The 18,489-nt window shown below is 72.6% G+C and carries 19 protein-coding genes; 11 read left to right on the forward strand and 8 right to left on the reverse strand.

What is annotated here, in order from left to right; translation table 11 throughout:
• The first annotated feature begins 167 nt into the window (after positions 1-167).
• The 6 genes from ACGF07_RS18260 to ACGF07_RS18285 all read left to right on the forward strand — a co-directional run bounded on the left by ACGF07_RS18260 (position 168) and on the right by ACGF07_RS18285 (position 7,301).
• Positions 168-1,223, forward strand: coding sequence for a BMP family ABC transporter substrate-binding protein (locus tag ACGF07_RS18260; protein ID WP_350735923.1), 1,056 nt, complete (start codon positions 168-170; stop codon positions 1,221-1,223).
• Between the two features lie 348 nt (positions 1,224-1,571).
• A complete protein-coding gene (locus ACGF07_RS18265) occupies positions 1,572-3,092 on the forward strand; it encodes an ABC transporter ATP-binding protein (RefSeq protein ID WP_392899929.1) in 1,521 nt (506 codons plus the stop codon).
• 3 nt (positions 3,093-3,095) lie between these two features.
• A complete protein-coding gene (locus ACGF07_RS18270) occupies positions 3,096-4,250 on the forward strand; it encodes an ABC transporter permease (RefSeq protein WP_350735926.1) in 1,155 nt (384 codons plus the stop codon).
• Positions 4,247-5,512 (forward strand): ABC transporter permease, encoded by a 1,266-nt coding sequence (locus ACGF07_RS18275; RefSeq protein ID WP_350735929.1) that lies wholly within the window; start codon positions 4,247-4,249, stop codon positions 5,510-5,512. Before ACGF07_RS18270 ends, ACGF07_RS18275 begins: the two co-directional genes overlap by 4 nt.
• Positions 5,509-5,910, forward strand: coding sequence for a cytidine deaminase (locus ACGF07_RS18280; RefSeq protein WP_350735932.1), 402 nt, complete (start codon positions 5,509-5,511; stop codon positions 5,908-5,910). The genes ACGF07_RS18275 and ACGF07_RS18280 overlap by 4 nt, the downstream gene beginning before the upstream one ends.
• Positions 5,911-6,023: 113 nt before the next feature.
• Complete coding sequence (locus tag ACGF07_RS18285) at positions 6,024-7,301, forward strand: thymidine phosphorylase (protein ID WP_350735935.1); 1,278 nt, start codon at positions 6,024-6,026, stop codon at positions 7,299-7,301.
• A gap of 30 nt (positions 7,302-7,331) precedes the next feature.
• Here ACGF07_RS18285 and ACGF07_RS18290 read toward each other — a convergent pair whose 3' ends face one another.
• Positions 7,332-7,886, reverse strand: a complete 555-nt coding sequence (locus ACGF07_RS18290; RefSeq protein WP_392899822.1) for a Uma2 family endonuclease — start codon at positions 7,884-7,886, stop codon at positions 7,332-7,334.
• Positions 7,887-7,911: 25 nt separating this feature from the next.
• The gene (locus ACGF07_RS18295; RefSeq protein ID WP_392899825.1) at positions 7,912-9,171 is read right to left on the reverse strand and encodes an MFS transporter; all 1,260 of its coding nucleotides are present in this window, start codon (positions 9,169-9,171) and stop codon (positions 7,912-7,914) included.
• A 93-nt stretch (positions 9,172-9,264) separates the two neighbouring features.
• Here ACGF07_RS18295 and ACGF07_RS18300 point away from each other — a divergent pair, with 93 nt between their 5' ends.
• From ACGF07_RS18300 to ACGF07_RS18310, 3 genes are all read left to right on the forward strand, one after another.
• Positions 9,265-10,233, forward strand: a complete 969-nt coding sequence (locus ACGF07_RS18300) for a LysR family transcriptional regulator (protein ID WP_392899828.1) — start codon at positions 9,265-9,267, stop codon at positions 10,231-10,233.
• 104 nt (positions 10,234-10,337) lie between these two features.
• Entirely contained in the window at positions 10,338-11,495 is a 1,158-nt protein-coding gene (locus ACGF07_RS18305) for an adenosine deaminase (RefSeq protein WP_350735946.1), read from the forward strand.
• 214 nt (positions 11,496-11,709) lie between these two features.
• Positions 11,710-12,075 carry an ATP-binding protein gene (locus tag ACGF07_RS18310; RefSeq protein ID WP_350735949.1) on the forward strand — a complete coding sequence of 122 codons (366 nt, stop codon included), beginning with the start codon at positions 11,710-11,712 and terminating at the stop codon, positions 12,073-12,075.
• Between the two features lie 84 nt (positions 12,076-12,159).
• Here the strand turns inward: ACGF07_RS18310 and ACGF07_RS18315 are convergent, their stop codons facing one another.
• Positions 12,160-12,345 (reverse strand): PspC domain-containing protein, encoded by a 186-nt coding sequence (locus tag ACGF07_RS18315; protein ID WP_350735952.1) that lies wholly within the window; start codon positions 12,343-12,345, stop codon positions 12,160-12,162.
• Positions 12,346-12,754: 409 nt separating this feature from the next.
• Here ACGF07_RS18315 and ACGF07_RS18320 point away from each other — a divergent pair, with 409 nt between their 5' ends.
• Complete coding sequence (locus ACGF07_RS18320; RefSeq protein ID WP_392899831.1) at positions 12,755-14,161, forward strand: hypothetical protein; 1,407 nt, start codon at positions 12,755-12,757, stop codon at positions 14,159-14,161.
• A gap of 79 nt (positions 14,162-14,240) precedes the next feature.
• Here the strand turns inward: ACGF07_RS18320 and ACGF07_RS18325 are convergent, their stop codons facing one another.
• Complete coding sequence (locus ACGF07_RS18325) at positions 14,241-14,423, reverse strand: hypothetical protein (protein WP_392899833.1); 183 nt, start codon at positions 14,421-14,423, stop codon at positions 14,241-14,243.
• Between the two features lie 20 nt (positions 14,424-14,443).
• Here ACGF07_RS18325 and ACGF07_RS18330 point away from each other — a divergent pair, with 20 nt between their 5' ends.
• On the forward strand, positions 14,444-15,118 hold the full coding sequence (locus tag ACGF07_RS18330; protein ID WP_392899835.1) for a PhzF family phenazine biosynthesis protein: 675 nt from the start codon (positions 14,444-14,446) through the stop codon (positions 15,116-15,118).
• Here the strand turns inward: ACGF07_RS18330 and ACGF07_RS18335 are convergent.
• The 4 genes from ACGF07_RS18335 to ACGF07_RS18350 are packed head-to-tail and all read right to left on the reverse strand — an operon-like array spanning position 15,088 to position 18,448.
• Positions 15,088-15,837: a VanZ family protein gene (locus ACGF07_RS18335; protein ID WP_392899838.1), complete on the reverse strand. Its 750-nt coding sequence runs from the start codon at positions 15,835-15,837 to the stop codon at positions 15,088-15,090. The genes ACGF07_RS18330 and ACGF07_RS18335 overlap by 31 nt on opposite strands.
• Before the next feature lie 19 nt (positions 15,838-15,856).
• Positions 15,857-16,180: a hypothetical protein gene (locus ACGF07_RS18340; protein ID WP_392899841.1), complete on the reverse strand. Its 324-nt coding sequence runs from the start codon at positions 16,178-16,180 to the stop codon at positions 15,857-15,859.
• Positions 16,177-17,721 carry a HAMP domain-containing sensor histidine kinase gene (locus tag ACGF07_RS18345; RefSeq protein ID WP_350735965.1) on the reverse strand — a complete coding sequence of 515 codons (1,545 nt, stop codon included), beginning with the start codon at positions 17,719-17,721 and terminating at the stop codon, positions 16,177-16,179. Before ACGF07_RS18345 ends, ACGF07_RS18340 begins: the two co-directional genes overlap by 4 nt.
• Before the next feature lie 46 nt (positions 17,722-17,767).
• Positions 17,768-18,448 (reverse strand): response regulator transcription factor, encoded by a 681-nt coding sequence (locus tag ACGF07_RS18350; protein ID WP_196948246.1) that lies wholly within the window; start codon positions 18,446-18,448, stop codon positions 17,768-17,770.
• Positions 18,449-18,489: the final 41 nt, after the last annotated feature.

The raw sequence follows: 18,489 nt of genomic DNA on the forward strand, positions 1-18,489 counted from the left end.
TCTCGGACGCCGCCCGTTCGACGGGAAGGGAGCCTCGGGAGGACCTTCAGACCACGGTTTGATAACAACCCGAATGCTCCGGCACCCCGTAACACAACCGTGTTCTACGCGCGTTACGGTGGCGTCCGACCACGCTAAACGGGTGCGTGTGAGAAGGAGATACTCCCTTGCGCCGTTCAATGAAGCTCGCCGCGGTTGTGCTCTCGGGTTCCCTGGGCATGGCCTCGCTCGCCGCTTGCGGCGCAAAGAGCACTGACACCAACGCCTCCTCCGGCTCCTCCGACGGTCTGAAGGTCGGCATGGCCTACGACATCGGCGGCCGTGGCGACCAGTCCTTCAACGACTCCGCCGCCCGCGGTCTGGACAAGGCCAAGGCCGACCTGGGCGTCTCCGTCACCGAGGCCGAGGCCAAGACCGGTGAGGCCGAGGCCGACAAGGAGACCCGCCTCAAGAACCTGATCGACGGTGGCTACAAGACCATCGTCGCGGTCGGTTTCGTCTACCAGCAGGCGGTCAACAAGGTCGCCAAGGACAACCCGAACGTCAAGTTCGCGATCATCGACTCGAACGACAAGGACCAGCCGGCGAACGTCACCTCGCTGCTCTTCGCCGAGCAGGAGGGTTCGTACCTGGCCGGTGTCGCCGCCGCGAACAAGTCGAAGGCCCACCACATCGGCTTCATCGGCGGTGTGCAGTCCGAGCTGATCAAGAAGTTCGAGGCCGGTTACAAGGCGGGTGCCAAGTCCGTCGACCCGAACATCCAGATCGAGACGACCTACCTCACCACGCCCCCGGACTTCTCCGGCTTCAACTCGCCCGACAAGGGCAAGGAGGCCGCGCAGGGCCAGCTCGACAAGGGCGCGGACATCATCTACTCCGCCGCCGGCTCCTCCGGCAACGGTGCCATCGAGGCCGTCGCCAACGCGGGCAAGCTCGCCATCGGCGTCGACTCCGACCAGGCCAGCCAGCCGGCCCTGGCGAAGTTCAAGAACAGCATCATGACCTCGATGGTCAAGAACGTCGACAACGCGGTCTACGCGTACATCGACTCGGTCAAGAAGGGCTCGCCGTTCACCGGCATCAAGCTCTTCGACCTGAAGGCCGACGGTGTCTCGCTCGCCACCACCGGCGGCAAGATCGACGACATCCAGGACAAGCTGAAGGCCGCCGCCGACGCCATCAAGAGCGGCGCCACCACGATCCCGACCGCGCCGGCCCAGTAAGGTCCGCGCGTCTCGGACGCGACCAGCGCCTGCCGCCTGCCCGGTGGCGCGATGATCGACACAGTTCACGGGAGGGGCCCGGCAGGGTGCGCTCAACGCGTACCCCCGGGCCCCGTCTCGTCCCCCCGTATCCCCCCTTGGCCCTCCGAGCGCAACGACGCGCCTCCAGACCACCAGGAGACCGCCATCACCGCATCCGACCCCGTCCCCCTGCGCAAGGACGGCACCCCCAGCGCGGGGACGGCGACACCGGCCGTCGAACTGCGCGGCATCACCAAGCGCTTCCCCGGTGTCGTGGCCAACCACGACATCAACCTCACCGTCCGCACCGGCACCGTGCACGCCCTGATGGGCGAGAACGGCGCCGGCAAGTCGACGCTGATGAAGATCCTCTACGGCATGCAGAAGCCGGACGAGGGCACCATCGCGATCAACGGCGAGCAATGCGAGTTCCACACCCCGGGCGACGCCATCGCCCGCGGCATCGGCATGGTGCACCAGCACTTCATGCTGGCCGACAACCTCACGGTGCTGGAGAACGTCGTCCTCGGCGGCGAGAAGCTCCACGGCATCGGCGCCAAGGCGAAGGCGAAGATCAAGGAGATCTCCGACCAGTACGGGCTGGGCGTGCGCCCGGACGCCCTGGTCGAGGACCTCGGCGTCGCCGACCGCCAGCGCGTCGAGATCCTCAAGGTGCTGTACCGCGGCGCCAAGATCCTCATCCTCGACGAGCCCACGGCCGTGCTGGTCCCGCAGGAGGTCGACGCGCTGTTCGACAACCTGCGCGAACTCAAGTCCGAGGGCGTCACCGTCATCTTCATCTCGCACAAGCTGCACGAGGTGCTCGCCGTGGCCGACGCGATCAGCGTCATCCGGCGCGGCACCACGGTCGGCGACGCCGACCCCAAGGCCGTCACCGCCCGGCAGCTCGCCGAGATGATGGTCGGCGCCGAGCTGCCCTCCCCGGAGAGCCGCGAGTCGACCGTCACCGCGACCGAGATGCTCAAGGTCGAGAACCTGCGGATCGCCAAGACCGACGCCGAGGGCATCGAGCGCGTCGTCCTGGACGACATCTCGCTGCGCATCCACAAGGGCGAGATCCTCGGCATCGCCGGTGTCGAGGGCAACGGCCAGGCCGAGCTGGTCGAGGCCATCATGGGCATGCTGCCGCTGGACGGCGGCAGCGTCACCCTGGACGGCAAGGACCTCTCCGGCACGCTGACCCGCGCCCGCCGCGAGGCCGGCATCGGCTACATCCCCGAGGACCGCCACAGGCACGGCCTGCTGCTGGAGGCCCCGCTCTGGGAGAACCGCATCCTCGGCCACGTGACCGAGGCGCCCAACTCCAGCGGTGCGCTGCTCAAGCCCACCGCCGCGCGCGAGGACACCTGGCGGATCGTCAAGGAGTACGACGTCCGCACCCCCGGCATCGAGGTCACCGCGGCCTCGCTCTCCGGCGGCAACCAGCAGAAGCTGATCATCGGCCGCGAGATGAGCCACCAGCCCAAGCTGCTGATCGCCGCCCACCCGACCCGCGGTGTGGACGTCGGCGCGCAGGCGCAGATCTGGGAGCACATCCGGTCCGCGCAGCGCGAGGGCCTGGCCGTCCTGCTGATCTCCGCCGACCTGGACGAGCTGATCGGCCTCTCCGACACCATCCGGGTCATCTACCGCGGCCGTCTGGTCGCCGACGCCGACCCGGCCACCGTCACCGCCGAGGACCTCGGCACCGCGATGACCGGTGCCGCCGCCGGCCACATCGAGTCCGACCCGGAGGCCCTCGCCGAGGCGCAGGCCATCGCCGCCGAGGGCACCGAGGCCGAGAGCCAGCACACCGACACCGCCGACGACACGCAGGCGGGGGAGTAATCCATGACCAGTCCCAACCCCGCAGCGAAGCCCAGCCTGGCGCAGCGGATCAGCGGTGAGCGGATCGTGCTCGCACTGGCCGCGCCGGTGCTCGCGGTCGTGCTGTCCGTCGCGATCTGCTCCGTCCTGCTGGCGACCTCGGGCAAGAACCCGTTCGACGCGTGGAACGTGATGATCACGTACGCCACCAAGTCGGACGGCCAGGTGCTGATCCTCAACCGGGCCACCACCTACTACCTCGCCGCCGCGGCCGCCGCGTTCGGGTTCCGGATGAACCTGTTCAACATCGGCGTCGAGGGCCAGTACAAGGTCGCGGCGCTGTTCGCGGCGTACATCGGCGCCCAGGTCGACCTGCCGGCGATCATCCAGATCCCGCTGCTGCTGGTCACCGCCATGCTGGCCGGCGGCCTCTACGCGAGCATCGCCGGTCTGCTGAAGGTCTACCGCGGTGTCAGCGAGGTCATCTCGACCATCATGCTGAACGCGATCGCGGTCTCCATCGTCGGTCTGCTGCTCGTCCCCGGCGTCTTCGCGCCGAAGGTGAGCGGCACCAGCAACTCGATCCAGACCGAGCCGGTCTCCGAGTCCAGCCACTTCTTCACCATCCCCACCGCGGGTGGCGACCTCTGGGGCTTCCTCTTCATCGCCGTCCTGGTGGGTGTGCTGTTCCAGTTCACCCTGACCCGCACCCGCTTCGGCTTCGACCTGCGGGCCACCGGCCGCTCGGAGTCCGCCGCGACCGCGTCCGGCGTGAACGTCAAGCGCATGGTCGTCATCTCGATGGTGGTCTCCGGCGCGATCGCCGGTCTGATCGGCCTGCCCGAGCTGCTGCAGAACTCGTACTACTACGGGCAGAGCTTCCAGCCGGGCCTGGGCTTCCTGGGCATCTCGATCGCCCTGCTCGGTCGCAACAGCCCGATCGGCATGGCCTTCGCGGCGCTGCTGTTCGCGTTCCTGGACGCCACCGGCTCCCAGCTGCCACTGAAGGGCGGGTTCCCGTTCGAGATCGTCGCGGTCATGCAGGGCACCATCGTCATCTGCGTCGTCGTCGCGTACGAGCTCGTGCGCCGCTACGGCCTGAAGCGCCAGCAGCAGAAGGTCGGCGCCCAGCTCGCCGCCCAGCTCGCGGCCACTGAGAAGAAGGAGGTGTCGGCATGAGCACGGCGACTGCCGCTCGTCCGAAGGCGCCGGGCGCGCCCGCGAAGAAGCGCAAGCTGTCCTGGCCGGTCGTCCTGCTCCTGATCGCGGGCGCCCTGGTGCTGTTCGCCGCCGTGGGCATGGTGACCGGCAACCACTCGCTGACCTCCTCCGGGCAGGTCACCGCGGCCCTCGGCTCCGCCGTGCCGATCGGCATGGCCGGTCTGGGCGGTCTCTGGTCCGAGCGGGCCGGTGTGGTCAACATCGGCCTCGAAGGCATGATGGTCGCCGGCACCTTCTGCGGCGCCTGGGCCGGCTACCTGGTCAACCCGTGGGTCGGCCTGCTGGCCGGCATGCTCGGCGGCGCGCTCGGCGGTCTGCTGCACGCGATCATCACGGTGACCTTCGGCGTCGACCACATCGTCTCCGGCGTCGGCATCAACCTGCTGATCCCCGGGATCTGCGCGTACGTCAACCGGATCTACTACAAGGACTACATCTCGGCCGGTGCCGGTGCGAACCAGTCCCCGCCGGCGGATCCGCTGCCGTACATCACCGTTCCGGGGCTGTCCTCGGGCCTGAAGACCATCGAGAACCACCACTGGTTCCTGATCTCGGACATCGCCGGCGTGCTCGGCGGTCTGGTCACCAACCTCTCGGTGGTCGTGGTCCTGGCGGCGGTGCTGATCGTGGGCAGCTACTTCCTGCTCTGGCGGACGGTGTTCGGCCTGCGGCTGCGCTCCTGCGGTGAGAACCCGACGGCGGCCGAGTCGCTCGGCGTCAACGTCTACAAGTACAAGTACCTGGCGGTCATCGCCTCCGGCGCCTTCGCGGGCCTCGGCGGTGCGTACCTCTCGCTGGTCGCCGCGCACTTCTACAAGGACGGCCAGACCCTGGGCCGCGGCTTCATCGGCCTCGCGGCGATGATCTTCGGCAACTGGATGCCCGGCGGTCTCGCCATGGGCGCCGGTCTGTTCGGCTTCACCGACAGCCTCCAGCTGCGCGACCCGGAGTCGGTCCACGTGCTGATCCTGACGGTCTCGATCGCCATGGCGCTGCTCGCCCTGTGGCAGCTGTACCGCCGCAAGTACACCGCGACGGTGATCTCCTTCGTGGTGGCCGGCGGTCTGGGTGCCTGGTACGCGCTGACCGACGAGGTCCAGCGTCCGCTGATCGTCGCCACGCCGTACCTGATCACCCTGGTGGTGCTCTCGCTGGCCTCGCAACGCCTGCGGATGCCCAAGGCGGACGGCCAGATCTACCGCAAGGGCCAGGGCAAGTGACCGCCCCCGCGCCCGACGGGATCGACTGGGAGCGGCTGCGCGAGGCGGCGCGCGAGGCCATGGGTCACGCGTACGCCCCGTACAGCAGGTTCCCGGTCGGCGCGGCCGCGCTGGTCGACGACGGCCGGGTGGTCAGCGGCTGCAACGTGGAGAACGCCTCGTACGGGCTCGGCCTGTGCGCCGAGTGCGGGCTGGTGTCCGCGCTGCACGCCTCGGGCGGCGGCCGGCTGGTCGCCTTCACCTGCGTCGACGGCGCGGGCGAGCTGCTGATGCCGTGCGGGCGCTGCCGGCAGCTGCTGTACGAGCACGGCGGCCCCGATCTGCTGATCGAGCTGGCCTCGGGCGTGAAGCCGATGAGCGAGGTCCTGCCCGACGCGTTCGGGCCGGAGCGGCTCTAGCCTCGATTCTTGTTACGCGCGTAGAGTGTCGCGAGTGGGCCGGAACCCGGTCATCTCGCGGCACTCTTCGCTTTTGACGCTTTTCGCTTTTAGAAACCCCACTGGGAGCACGCATGGACGCCATCTCCGTCATCAGGACCAAGCGCGACCGCGGAGAGCTGAGCGACGCTCAGATCGACTGGGTCATCGACGCCTACACCCGCGGCGAGGTCGCCGACGAGCAGATGTCCGCGCTGGCCATGGCGATCCTGCTGAACGGCATGAAGCCGCGGGAGATCAGCCGCTGGACCGAGGCGATGATCCGCTCGGGCGTCCGGATGGACTTCTCCTCGCTGCCGCTGCCCACCAGCGACAAGCACTCCACCGGCGGCGTCGGCGACAAGATCACCCTCCCGCTCGCCCCGCTGGTCGCCGCCTGCGGTGCGGCCGTCCCGCAGCTGTCCGGCCGCGGCCTCGGCCACACCGGCGGCACCCTGGACAAGCTGGAGTCCATCCCGGGCTGGCGGGCCCTGCTCTCCAACGACGAGATGATGGACGTGCTGCGCGACGCGGGCGCCGTCATCTGCGCGGCCGGCGACGGCCTCGCGCCCGCGGACAAGAAGCTCTACGCGCTGCGCGACGTCACCGGCACCGTCGAGGCGATCCCGCTGATCGCCTCCTCGATCATGTCCAAGAAGATCGCCGAGGGCACCGGCGCACTCGTCCTGGACGTCAAGGTCGGCTCGGGCGCCTTCATGAAGAACCTGGACGACGCCCGCGAGCTCGCCCGCACCATGGTCGGCCTCGGCACCACCGCCGGCGTCAACACCGTCGCCCTGCTGACCGACATGTCCACCCCGCTCGGCCTCACGGCGGGCAACGCGCTGGAGGTCCGGGAGTCCGTCGAGGTGCTCGCGGGCGGTGGCCCGGCGGACGTCGTCGAGCTGACCCTCGCGCTCGCCCGCGAGATGCTCGCCGCGGCCGGCGTGCACGGCAAGGACCCGGCCGACGCCCTGCGGGACGGCTCCGCGATGGACCACTGGCGCCGCATGATCACCGCCCAGGGCGGCGACGTCGACGCACCGCTCCCGGTCGCCCGCGAGCAGCACGTCATCCCGGCCCCCGCCTCCGGCGTCCTCACCGAGCTGGACGCCTACGCCGTCGGTGTCTGCGCCTGGCGCCTGGGCGCCGGCCGCGCCCGCAAGGAGGACCCGGTGCAGGCCGGCGCCGGCGTCGAGATGCACGCCAAGCCGGGCGACACCGTGGTGGCCGGCCAGCCGCTGCTGACCCTCCACACGGACACCCCGGAGCGCTACGACTACGCCATCGAGGCGCTCAAGGACGGCATCCGGGTCTCCCCGGCGGGCACGGAGTTCACCCCGAACCCGATCGTGCTGGACCGCATCGCCTGAGTGTCCCGAGGTCTGCTCGCGTACGCCGGGTCAGGCGTACGTGAGCAGACCGCTGGTGTCGATGGTCCAGGGGCCGACGGCGATCCTGTCGCCGAAGACGAACTTCTCCCGGGACTCGTAGCCCGGTTCGGAATGCACGACGCCGGTGCCGGTGCGGGGATCGACGATCAGGTAGAACGGGATGCCCATGGCCGAGTAGTCGCGGACCTTGTTGCGGTAGTCGTTCTCGGGATTGGAGGCGGACACGACCTCCACCACGAGCACCACCTCGTGCGGGAGAACGGCTCGCTGCTCGCCCTCCAGGGTCGCCTCGGGGAAGACCATCAGATCCGGGTTGCGCAGCTGACCGAGTCCGGCGTCCTGCAGGTCCGCGCCGTGGTAGGCGATGTGACCCGGGTGAGTGGACGGCAGCTGGGCGTTGAGCTGTCGGGCGATGCGCAGGACGGCGAGCTCGTGGCGCTTCACCGGCGACATGATCATGACGATCTGACCGTCGGCGATCTCGATCTTCCCTATCCCCGGCACCCTCGGCAGCTGATCCGCGATCTCGAGCAGCCTGGTGTACACAGCAGGATCGATGCTCATATCCGGAGTGTATCGGCGTCCGTTGTCAAGCGTCCGCGACCGCACGCCTCGTGACGTGCGCCCGGTGGGTGGCGTAGAGCGTCACCGCGGCGGCCATGGCCATGGCGGCAAGGCCGACGGTGGCGGCGCCGGGCCAGCCGGTGGCGTGGTAGGCGTCCGCGCCGACGGTGCCGCCGAGGCTGTTGCCGAGGTAGTAGGCGATCAGGTAGAGCGCGGAGGCCTGGGCGCGCCCCTCGGTGGCGGTGCGGCCGACGGCGGAGGAGGCGGTGGCGTGGCCGGCGAAGAAGCCGGCGGTGATCAGGACCAGGCCGAGCAGCGCGCAGACCAGGGAGTCGGCGAGGGACAGCAGCAGGCCGGCCGCGGTGACGCCGATCGAGACGTACAGGGCGCCGCGCCGTCCGAGGCGGCCGGAGAGGCGGCCGGCCGCGGCGGAGGTGCCGGTGCCGACCAGGTAGACCGTGAAGATCGAGGCGGCGACCGACTCCGGCAGGTGGAACGGCGCGGAGATCAGCCGGTAGCCCACGGTGTTGTAGACCGCGCCGAACACGGCCATGAACAGCATGCCGAGCGCGTACAGCCGAACCAGCAGCGGATTGCTCAGGTGCCGTCCCACCGTACGGGCGAGCGCACGGGCGTCCACCGCAGCCGGGGCGAAGTGCCGGGCGGCGGGGATCAGCAGCCGGAAGGCGAGCACCGCGAGCAGCGCGAGGGCGGCGGAGGCGGCCAGGCCCCAGCGCCAGCCGAGGGCGGCGGCGGTCCAGCCGGAGAGCAGGCGCCCGCCCATGCCGCCGATGCTGTTGCCGGCCACGTACAGGCCCATCGCGGAGGCCAGGGCGCTGGGGTGGACCTCCTCGGCGAGGTAGGCCATCGCGGTGGCGGGCAGTCCGGCGAGGACGGCGCCCTGGACGACGCGCAGCGCGACCAGGGTGGTGAGGTCCGGCGCGAGCGGCAGGGCGGCGGCGAGGACCGTGGCGGTGAGGACGGAGGCCGTCATCACCGCGGTGCGGCCGTACCGGTCGGACAGCGCGCTGGCCGGCAGCAGCCCGAGGGCGAGGCCGAGGGTGGCGGCGGAGGCCGTCCAGCTGGCCTGGCCGGGGGTGAGGTCGAGGTCGGCCGAGAGGACCGGCAGCAGGCCCTGGGTCGAGTAGAGCAGGACGAAGGTCGCGATCCCGGCGGCGAACAGCGCGAGGTTGGCGCGGCGGAAGTCGCGCTGGCCGGGGCGGTGGCGGTCGTCCTGGAACGGGGCGGGGGCGGGCGCGGACGCCCTGGTATCGGCGGGCTGCATGCCGTCGACGGTAGGCCCGGCGCCGCTGATGCGTCCAATGCATGAACAGTGGATGATCGATGCACTGGCGCATGAGTGGAGGTGGCCGGCGGGATGGCGGCGTTCGAGGGGTCTGACGGCACGGAACAGCGGTACCGGGCGGCCGGTTTGGGGCCGGAGGAGCCGGCCGTGCTGCTGGCGCCGCGGCTGGCGCAGTTCGCCGCGGTGGCCCGGCTGGAGCACGTGACGCAGGCGGCGGCGCTGCTCGGGGTGCCGCAGCCGACGCTGTCGCGCGCGGTGGCCCGGCTGGAGGCGGACCTCGGGGTGGACCTGCTGGCCCGGCAGGGCCGGGCGGTCCGGCTGACCAGGGCGGGCCGGCTGCTGCTGGCCTCGGTGGAGCGGGCGCTGGCGGAGGTGGAGCGCGGCGCGGAGGCGGCCCGGGCGGAGGCGGACCCGACGGCCGGGCGGGTGGCCTTCGGCTTCCTGCACACGATGGGGCCGGACGCCGTCCCGGCGCTGCTGCGGGGCTTCCGGGCGGAGCACCCGCAGGTGCGGTTCCAGCTGGTGCAGGACTACGGGATGGCGATGCTGGAGCGGTTGCGGGCGGGGGAGTTGGACCTGTGCCTGGTGGCGCCGCTGCCGGACGGGCCGGCCTTCACCGCCAGGCCGCTGGACGAGCAGCGGCTGAACCTGGTGGTGCCGGCCGACCACCGGCTGGCCGGCCGGCGGCGGATCCGGCTGGCGGAGGTGGCCGAGGAGCCGTTCGTCGGGCTGGAGCAGGGCTACGGGCTGCGGGTGATCACGGACGGCTTCTGCGCCCAGGCAGGGTTCGTGCCCCGGTTGGCCTTCGAGGGCGAGGAGACCGAGACGCTGCGCGGACTGGTCGCGGCGGGGCTGGGGGTGGCGCTGCTGCCGCCCGCGCTGGTGCCGCGACCGGGGGTGGTGGAGCTGGAGGTGACCGCCCCGCGGACCCGGCGGGCGATCGGGCTGGCCTGGGCGGCCGGCCGGCCGCTGACCCCGCCGGTCGCGGCGTTCCGGGACTTCGTGCTGTCCCGTCGGGGGCGGCTGCTGCACCACGACTGATTGGCGGATCGTATGGACCGGGCGGTGGAATTCCGGGGCGAGTTTGGACCATTCGGTGCTGTGCGCGGTGGTCGGTCTACGCGCGTAGGGGCTATATTTCCGTAATGGAGAAGCAGATCCCCGTCACCACCGCGGGCACGGGCCCGCGCATCCCCACCGCCGACCAGATTCGCCGCGCGCCGAAGGTCCTGCTGCACGACCACCTGGACGGCGGGCTGCGCCCGGAGACCATCGTCGAGCTGGCCGCCGCGACCGGCTACGAAGGCCTCCCCACCACCGACCCCAAGGAACTCGGCGAGTGGTTCCGCGAGGCCGCCGACTCCGGCTCGCTGGTCCGCTACCTGGAGACCTTCGCGCACACCTGTGCCGTGATGCAGACCCGGGACGCCCTGATCAAGGTCGCCGCCGACTGCGCCGAGGACCTGGCCGCGGACGGCGTCGTCTACGCCGAGGTCCGCTACGCCCCCGAGCAGCACCTGGAGGGCGGCCTGAGCCTGGACGAGGTCGTCGAGGCCGTCCAGGAGGGCTTCCGCCAGGGCGAGGCCAACGCCCGCGCGGCCGGACACCGGATCCGCATCGGCACCCTGATCACCGCGATGCGGCACGCCGCCCGCTCGCAGGAGATCGCCGAGCTGGCCAACCGCCACCGGGACCAGGGCGTCGTCGGCTTCGACATCGCGGGCGCGGAGGCCGGCTACCCCCCCACCCGCCACCAGGCCGCCTTCGACTACCTCAAGGGCGAGAACAACCACTTCACCATCCACGCGGGCGAGGCCTTCGGCCTGCCGTCGATCTGGGAGGCCCTGCAGTGCTGCGGCGCCGACCGGCTCGGCCACGGCGTGCGGATCGTCGACGACATCACGGTGAACGAGGACGGCAGCGTCCAGCTCGGCCGGCTGGCCGCGTACGTGCGCGACAAGCGCATCCCGCTGGAGATGTGCCCGACCTCCAACCTCCAGACCGCGGCCGCCACCTCGTACGCCGAGCACCCGATCGGGCTGCTCAGCCGGCTGAAGTTCCGGGTCACCGTGAACACCGACAACCGCCTGATGAGCGGGACCAGCATGAGCCAGGAGTTCGGCCACCTGGTGGAGGCCTTCGGCTACACGCTCGGCGACATGGAGTGGTTCACGGTGAACGCGATGAAGTCCGCGTTCCTCCCCTTCGACGAGCGGCTGGCGATGATCAACGACGTGATCAAGCCGGGCTACGCCGAGCTCAAGGCGGAATGGCTGTTCAGCACGGGTGTCGCCGGCAACTGAGCAGGGCCGTTCAGTGGTCGGGTGAACGCGGCTTTCCGGTGGGGAAGTTGGCGTTCATCCGACTACTCACTCGAGTGAGTGAAGGCCCTTTGGTTCTCACGCGACCCTGTCACTACGGTGTGCCAGTCACTGATGACAGGCCGCTGCGGCGGCCGTCCGGCAGCCGGTCGCGAGTGCGATGTCGGCCACCGACGAGGACCCAAGGGGACGAACCATGAAGCAGGCTCTCAAGGCCGCCGGCACCGCGGCGCTCGGCATCGCGATCGCGGCGGTCGGCGCCGGCACCGCCTCCGCGGCGGCCGGCCAGGCGACCGGCGGCCTCGGGCTGCCCACCGGCGCGGTGACGAACCCCGCGGTGACCGGTGCCGTCACCGACACCGCCGCCAAGCTGCCCGGCGGCGACAAGGTCGCCGGCACCCTCGGCACCCTGGCCCCCACCGCCGGCCAGGCCGCGCCCGCCGAGGCCGCGCCGATCGCCGGGGTCACCCAGCAGCGCGGCGCCGTCCCGAGCGTCCCCGGCCTGGACAAGACCCCCGTCGGCGGGCTCACCAACGCCCTCCCGGGCCTGCCGCTCGGCTGATCCCGGCCGCCGTACGACGACGGGCCGCCCGCCCCCGGAGACCCCGGGAGCGGGCGGCCCGTCGCCGTGCCCGCACGGACGGCGTCACGGCTCCTGGGGGAGCAGCACCCACAGGGCGAGGTAGAGCAGGAACTGCGGGCCGGGGAGCAGGCAGGAGAGCAGGAAGATCAGCCGGACGGTCCACGGGGTCAGGCCGAAACGCTCGGCGATCCCGGCGCAGACGCCGGCGATGACGCGGTTGTGGCGGGGACGGGCGAGGCGGGCACTCATGTCTGCTCCTTGGGCCGGGCCCGGTCCGGCTGGTCCGGCGGGCGTACTTCCATACTCGGCGGCCGGCGGCCCGGAAGCCTCAGCCCACCAGGCGATTCCCCACCCCGGCAGGTCACCGGGGAGGCGTAGCCGGACGTCGGGGTCGGCCTCAGGGGAACCCCTGAGGCCGACGGCCCCGCGCGGCCGGGCAACCCGCCCTCCGGCCGTCGACGGGGTGCGAAAACCCGTTCGCCGAACGGTCCGACCAGGGGGATATGATTCCGCGGTCGCTGATCGGCGGGGGGCGGTCCGGCGGCGTCCTCGAGGCCTCGAGCGACCCCTCGCGCCTGCGATTTCGCACTCTTCTCGGGTCCCGCCCGAATTCCTCCGTGAGGTTCCGTTGCGCAGTCAGTCCCGCAGTCTCCTCGCCGTGGCCGCGGCTTCCGCCCTGGTGTCCGGCCTCGCCCTGGCCTCTGCCCCGGCCGCCCGCGCGACCCCGACGACCGGCCCCACCGCATCGGTTCCCACCGGCCCGGCTACCGCGGCCACCACCACCGCCCCCGCCCCCGGGCCGGCGCCGCACGGCCCGGCCTCGCCCGTCACGGTCACCACGACCGGCTTCCCGACCGCCGTCCCGGCCGGCGGCACCGTCGAGTTCGGCTCGACCCTCAGGAACACCGCCGACCACCAGCTGGACGTCACGACCGACTTCGTCGTCGCGACCTTCGGCGCCGGCGTGCAGGAGAACCAGCTCCACCTGCAGGTCCGGAAGCCGGGCAGCGCCCAGTGGCAGGACGCCACGCTGCGGCCCGGCTCCACCACCGGGGCGCGGTGGGACCTCGACCCCTTCGCCACCGAACTCCACCTGGCGGCCGGAGCCGAAGCCGCCTACGGGCTGCGGCTGACCTTCGCCGCCGACGCCACCCCCGGCCAGGCCTCCGCGGCCCTGACCGCGGTGGTCACGGACCCGACGCTGCCCCCCGAGCAGCGCGTCAGCCAGGCGTTCGGCGGTACCCCGGCCTTCACCGTCGTCCCGGTCGGCGGCCCGAGCACCCCGGCCCCGGTCGGGCTCCCGGACGTGAAGGTCGAGGGCATGCCCGCCGCCTTCACCGCCGGCGGCGGGGCGAGGACGTTCACGGTGGTCTACGGCAACCGCACCGGAACGGACCTCCGGGTCGTCCCGGCGATCGTCTTCCAGGGCGAGGTCCCGCTCCGCGCGGCCATGGCCAGGCTCGAGTTCCGGACCCAGGCGGGCGCATGGGTCGCGGGCACGCCCGGCGGCCCCGACGGATCCGAACTCCCCACCACCCAGCTGGAGATGGACCTGCGCAGCGGCTCCAAGGAAGCCGACGTCCTCGTGCTGCCCAGCGGCCAGAGCCGTACGGTCGAGCTGCGGCTCGCCTGGACCGCGGACACCCCGGCGACCGCCGAGTCGATCCTTGCCGGCGGGTACAGCCTGGCCGGCCCGGGCGGGACCGAGCGGGGCACCTCCAGCCCGAAGGTCGACTTCCGGATCGAGGCCGCGGCGCCCTCCGCCCCCACCCCTCCCGCCGCCTTCCAGGCCCAGGCCACCGGGCCGACCACCGCCCCGGCCGCGCAGATCACCACCGCGGCGCCGAGCCCGGAGGCCGGCACCACGCAGCCCGCCCCGGGCTCCGGTGCCCGTGCCCGGCCCGCGGCAGCCCCGGCCGCCGCGACGGACACCCGGCTGGCCACCACCGGCGGCACCCCCTCCTCCGCCCCGATGGCGATCACCGGCGCGATGGCGATCGCCCTCGGCCTCGCCACCCTGATCGTGGCCCACCGCCGCAACGCCACGCGGCGCACCCGGAACTGACCCCGCACGCCGGAAGGCCCTCCCGCCAGCCGCTGGTCCAGCGGGTGACGGGAGGGCCTCCGGCCGTCGTACGGTGCGATCAGCCGGCCGGGTGCTGCGACGCCTGCGGCTGGCCGGGCTGGGCGTACGGGTTGCCCGCCACCGGCTGCGCGGGAACGCCCGGCTGGGTCGGCGCGACGGGCGCGGCGCCCTGCGGCGGAACGGGCCGGCCGCCCTGCGGGGCGTTCGGGTGGTACGCCCCGAGCGTTTTTGCTGCGACCAAGGCAATTGACGGGGTGGGAAATGACTGGCTATGAGGTGCTGCGGGTCTTTTGCGGGCCCGGTGGCGAGTACGGCAACGAGCTCGGTGTGGTGCGTGACGGCGCCGCCGTGCCGGGGCGCGCGGAGCGGCAGGCGGTGGCGCGTGGGCTCGGGTTCAGCGAGACGGTGTTCGTCGACGATCCGGAGCGCGGGGAGGTGGACATCTACACGCCGAGCGTGCGGCTGCCGTTCGCCGGGCATCCGTGTGTGGGCGTGGCGTGGCTGCTCGGGGTGGACCGGTTGGTCACCGCGGCCGGACCGGTCGGCGTCCGGCGCGAGGACGGGCTGGTGCGGATCGCGGCCCGGCCGGAGTGGGCCCCGGGACGCACCCTGCGGCAGTACGGCTCGGCGGCCGAGGTGGAGGCGCTGCGGGTGCCGCCGCCCGGGGAGTGGGTCTACGCCTGGGCGTGGCAGGACGAGGCGGCCGGGACGGTCCGGGCGCGGGCCTTCCCGGGCCGGGGCGACGGGATCGACGAGGACGAGGCGACGGGCGCGGCGGCCCTGCTGCTGACCGCCCGGCTCGGCCGGCCGCTGGCCGTCACCCAGGGCCGGGGTTCGCTCCTGCTGACCGGGCCGCTGCCGGGTGGGCTGGTCGAGGTCGGTGGTCGGGTGGTGCGGGCGCGGGCTCAGCCCGCCGGCGGCGTGGGCCCGGCGTAGGCGCGCGGGCGGGCCGGGGGCGCGACCGGCACCGCCGGGGTGGCGGCGGCCGGGACGGGCGGCCCGACCAGCACGGGCACCTGCGGCACCGACGGCGCGGACGGCGCGGGTGGCGTCGGCCGGCCGAGCCGGGCGGTCAGCAGCAGGTGGCGCAGGCCGGGGACGAGGGCCAGGTGGGCGGCCATCACGCCGATCACGGCGAGCAGTATGTGGTCCACGTTGAGGACGTGCCCGGGCGCCCAGGAGGAGAGGAACTCCAGGCCGGTCGCCAGCAGGGCGGAGACGCCGGTGGTGCGCAGGAAGGACGGCAGCCAGCGGGCCCGGATCCGGCCGCCGGCCAGCGGGAGCAGGACGCCGAGCGGCGCGAGCAGCAGGAACTCGCCGACCACCTGCCAGGTGGTGGAGGAGCGGAGCGAGGCGAGCGGGGTCAGGTTGGCGTCGTACACCCAGGCCACCGGCAGGGGTCTGAGCACCAGCCAGAGGGCCAGGGTCAGGTGGAGGGCCAGGCCCGCCAGCCCGACCCGCCGGAGGGGACGGTGGACGACCGTCGCCGGCTCCGTCTCGGTCGGTGCGCCGGAACGCTCGTCGCGTGTCCCGGGGCCCGTCCCCAGACTCCCGTCCGCCGGGCGGGGGGCCCCAGTGCCATCTCGCTGCACGGGGGGAAGGACGTGGGCCGGTGGCGCGGCGGTTCCCCGCCCGGCGTGAACATTTCCGGGCACGCTCCTTCGCGCGGCCCTCTCACTTGCAGGGGGAGGCCGTCGGTACCGCGCTGAACACGTTGTCCGGCGGCGGCGAGCTCGGCGGCACCGGGGTGGGTGAGGGGCTCGGGCTCGCGCTCGTCCTGGTGGCCGTGCCGCGGGCCGGGGTGGCGGTGGCCGCCGGGCCGGACGGGGTGGCCAGGGCGGTCGGCACGTGCGGGGTGGCCGGGCAGGCGGTCCGGCTGGCGGGCGCGCCGGCGTCGACCGGCACGGCGGTCGGCCGGATGCCGCAGCCAGAGGCGAGCGCGAGCAGGAGCAGCACGCCGGCGGCGCGGCGCGCGGGGGTACGGGTGGGGGCGGTCACGTGGCGTCCTTGTGCTCGGCGGCGTCGCCGGCGGGGCCTCCCTCGGCCTCGCCCGCGGACGGCGGGGGCGGCGGGGTCAGCGGCAGCGTCAGGGTGAACACCGCGCCGACCTCCCCGTTCGCCGCCGTGATCGTCCCCCCGTGGATCCGGGCGTTGGCCATCGCGATGGACAGCCCCAGGCCGCTGCCCTCCGAGCGGGCCCGCCCCCGGTCGGCCTTGTAGAAGCGGTCGAAGACCAGCGGCAGCACGTCCTCCGGGATGCCGGGGCCGCTGTCGGAGACCTCGACCACGACCGAGTCCTCGGTCTGCCGGACCTTGACCCGCACCGGCGAACCGCCGTGCTTGAGGGCGTTGCCGATCAGGTTGGCGAAGACCACGTCCAGCCGGCGCGGGTCGACCACGGCCAGGATGCCGCGCGGGGCGTCCAGTTCGACCGCGTCGTACCAGGCCCGGCCGTCGATGCAGGACATGATCAGGTCGGCGATGTCCACCTCGTCGGCGACCAGCTTGGCGGTGCCGGCGTCGAACCTGGTCACCTCCATCAGGTTCTCCACCAGGTCGGACAGCCGGCGGGTCTCGCTCACCACGAGCCGCACGGCCGGCTCGATCATCGGGTCCAGCGACTCGGCCTCGTCCTCCAGGATGTCCGTCACCGCGGTCATCGCGGTGAGCGGGGTGCGCAGCTCGTGCGACATGTCGGCGACGAACCGCCGGCTCTGCGCCTCGCGCGCGCTCAGCTCCTCGACCTGCTCGTGCAGCGACTCCGCGGCCCGGTTGAACGTGCGGGCCAGGTCGGCGAGTTCGTCCGAGCCCTCGACCTCGAGCCGGGTGTCCAGGTGTCCCTGGCCGAGGCGCCGGGCGGCGTCGCCGAGCCGCTTGACCGGACGCAGCACCGTCGCCGAGGCGGCCTGGGCGAGCAGCGCCGAGCCGATCAGCGCGAGCAGGGTCGCGATGGCCAGCGACCAGCTCAGCGTGTTGAGGTCGGCCCGCTCGTTCTCCAGCGACTTGAACACGTACGCCGTCGGCCCGTTCGGCACCACCTTGGTGCCGCCGATCAGGAACGGGCGGCCCTCCAGGTTCTGCCGCTGCCAGTACAGGTGGTACGGGTACGGGTTGGTCTCGCTGACCTCGCGCGGCTTGGCCACGGTGGACTGCAGCGCCGCCGGCACGTCCGCCAGCGTGTAGTGCGTCGGGTCCGAGGAGGCCGGGCACTCCGGATGGGCCGAGTCGACCACCACCACGTCGTAACTCAGCCCGGAGCTCGCCACGTTGGACGCCAGCGCGGCGAGGTCCGGGCAACTGGCGTTCAGCGGCAGCGCGGAGACGTTGCGGCTGAGCGAGACCCGGAAGTCGTTCAGCGCCGTGTCCTGGGCGCGCTTGAGCACGGCGTCGCGGTTGAGCCAGTACGCGATGCCGGAGGCCGAGACGGCGGCGAGCAGCGCCACCGCCGCGAACACCGCGATCAGCCGCACCCGCAGGGAGCGCAGCTTCCGCCACCGGCCCGCGGAGAACCGCCGGGCAGTCTGCTGATGGTCAGTCACAAGAGCCTGTCGTCGTACGGGAGTTCAGAATGCCGGAGGTGGGCGCTCAGGCTGCCGGCGGGTCCAGTCGGTAGCCGACGCCGCGCACGGTGCGGATCAGCGTCGGCGCGGACGGCACGTCCTCGACCTTCGCCCGCAGCCGCTGCACGCAGGCGTCCACCAGCCGCGAGTCGCCGAGGTAGTCGTGCTCCCAGACCAGCCGCAGCAGCTGCTGGCGGGAGAGCGCCTGGCCGGGCCGCCGGCTGAGCTCCAGCAGCAGCCGCAGTTCGGTCGGGGTGAGCTGGAGGTCCTGCCCGTCCTTGGTGACGGTCATCGCGGCCCGGTCGATCACCACGCTGCCGTACGCGGAGGAGTCCGAGCTCTCCCGCTCGCCGCGGCGCAGCACGGCCCGGATCCGGGCGTCCAGGACGCGCGGCTGCACCGGCTTCACGACGTAGTCGTCCGCGCCGGACTCCAGGCCCACCACCACGTCGATGTCGTCCGAGCGCGCGGTGAGCAGGATGATCGGCAGCTGGTCGGTGCGCCGGATCCGGCGGCACACCTCGAAGCCGTCGATGCCGGGCAGCATGACGTCGAGCACGATCAGGTCGGGCCGCTGCTCCTTGAAGAGCCTCAGACCGTCCTCACCGGAAGCGGCGGTGGCCACGCGGTGGCCCTGGCGGGTGAGGGCGAGTTCGAGGCCGGTCCGGATGGCGTCGTCGTCCTCGATCAGAAGGAGGAATGGCACGGCCCCATTTTGGCCCACCCGGAGCGCCGAATCACCCCCCG

The sequence above is a fragment of the Kitasatospora sp. NPDC048194 genome (assembly GCF_043202455.1).
GTDB lineage: Bacteria > Actinomycetota > Actinomycetes > Streptomycetales > Streptomycetaceae > Kitasatospora.

Bases quoted from the DNA above. Each gene is read 5' to 3' on its own strand.
- ACGF07_RS18265 (WP_392899929.1), top strand. From the start codon at position 1,572: ATGGGCGAGAACGGCGCCGGCAAGTCGACGCTGATGAAGATCCTCTAC.
- ACGF07_RS18270 (WP_350735926.1), top strand. From the start codon at position 3,096: ATGACCAGTCCCAACCCCGCAGCGAAGCCCAGCCTGGCGCAGCGGATC.
- ACGF07_RS18275 (WP_350735929.1), top strand. From the start codon at position 4,247: ATGAGCACGGCGACTGCCGCTCGTCCGAAGGCGCCGGGCGCGCCCGCG.
- ACGF07_RS18285 (WP_350735935.1), top strand. From the start codon at position 6,024: ATGGACGCCATCTCCGTCATCAGGACCAAGCGCGACCGCGGAGAGCTG.
- ACGF07_RS18290 (WP_392899822.1), bottom strand. From the start codon at position 7,886: ATGAGCATCGATCCTGCTGTGTACACCAGGCTGCTCGAGATCGCGGAT.
- ACGF07_RS18295 (WP_392899825.1), bottom strand. From the start codon at position 9,171: ATGCAGCCCGCCGATACCAGGGCGTCCGCGCCCGCCCCCGCCCCGTTC.
- ACGF07_RS18300 (WP_392899828.1), top strand. From the start codon at position 9,265: ATGGCGGCGTTCGAGGGGTCTGACGGCACGGAACAGCGGTACCGGGCG.
- ACGF07_RS18305 (WP_350735946.1), top strand. From the start codon at position 10,338: ATGGAGAAGCAGATCCCCGTCACCACCGCGGGCACGGGCCCGCGCATC.
- ACGF07_RS18310 (WP_350735949.1), top strand. From the start codon at position 11,710: ATGAAGCAGGCTCTCAAGGCCGCCGGCACCGCGGCGCTCGGCATCGCG.
- ACGF07_RS18315 (WP_350735952.1), bottom strand. From the start codon at position 12,345: ATGAGTGCCCGCCTCGCCCGTCCCCGCCACAACCGCGTCATCGCCGGC.
- ACGF07_RS18330 (WP_392899835.1), top strand. From the start codon at position 14,444: ATGACTGGCTATGAGGTGCTGCGGGTCTTTTGCGGGCCCGGTGGCGAG.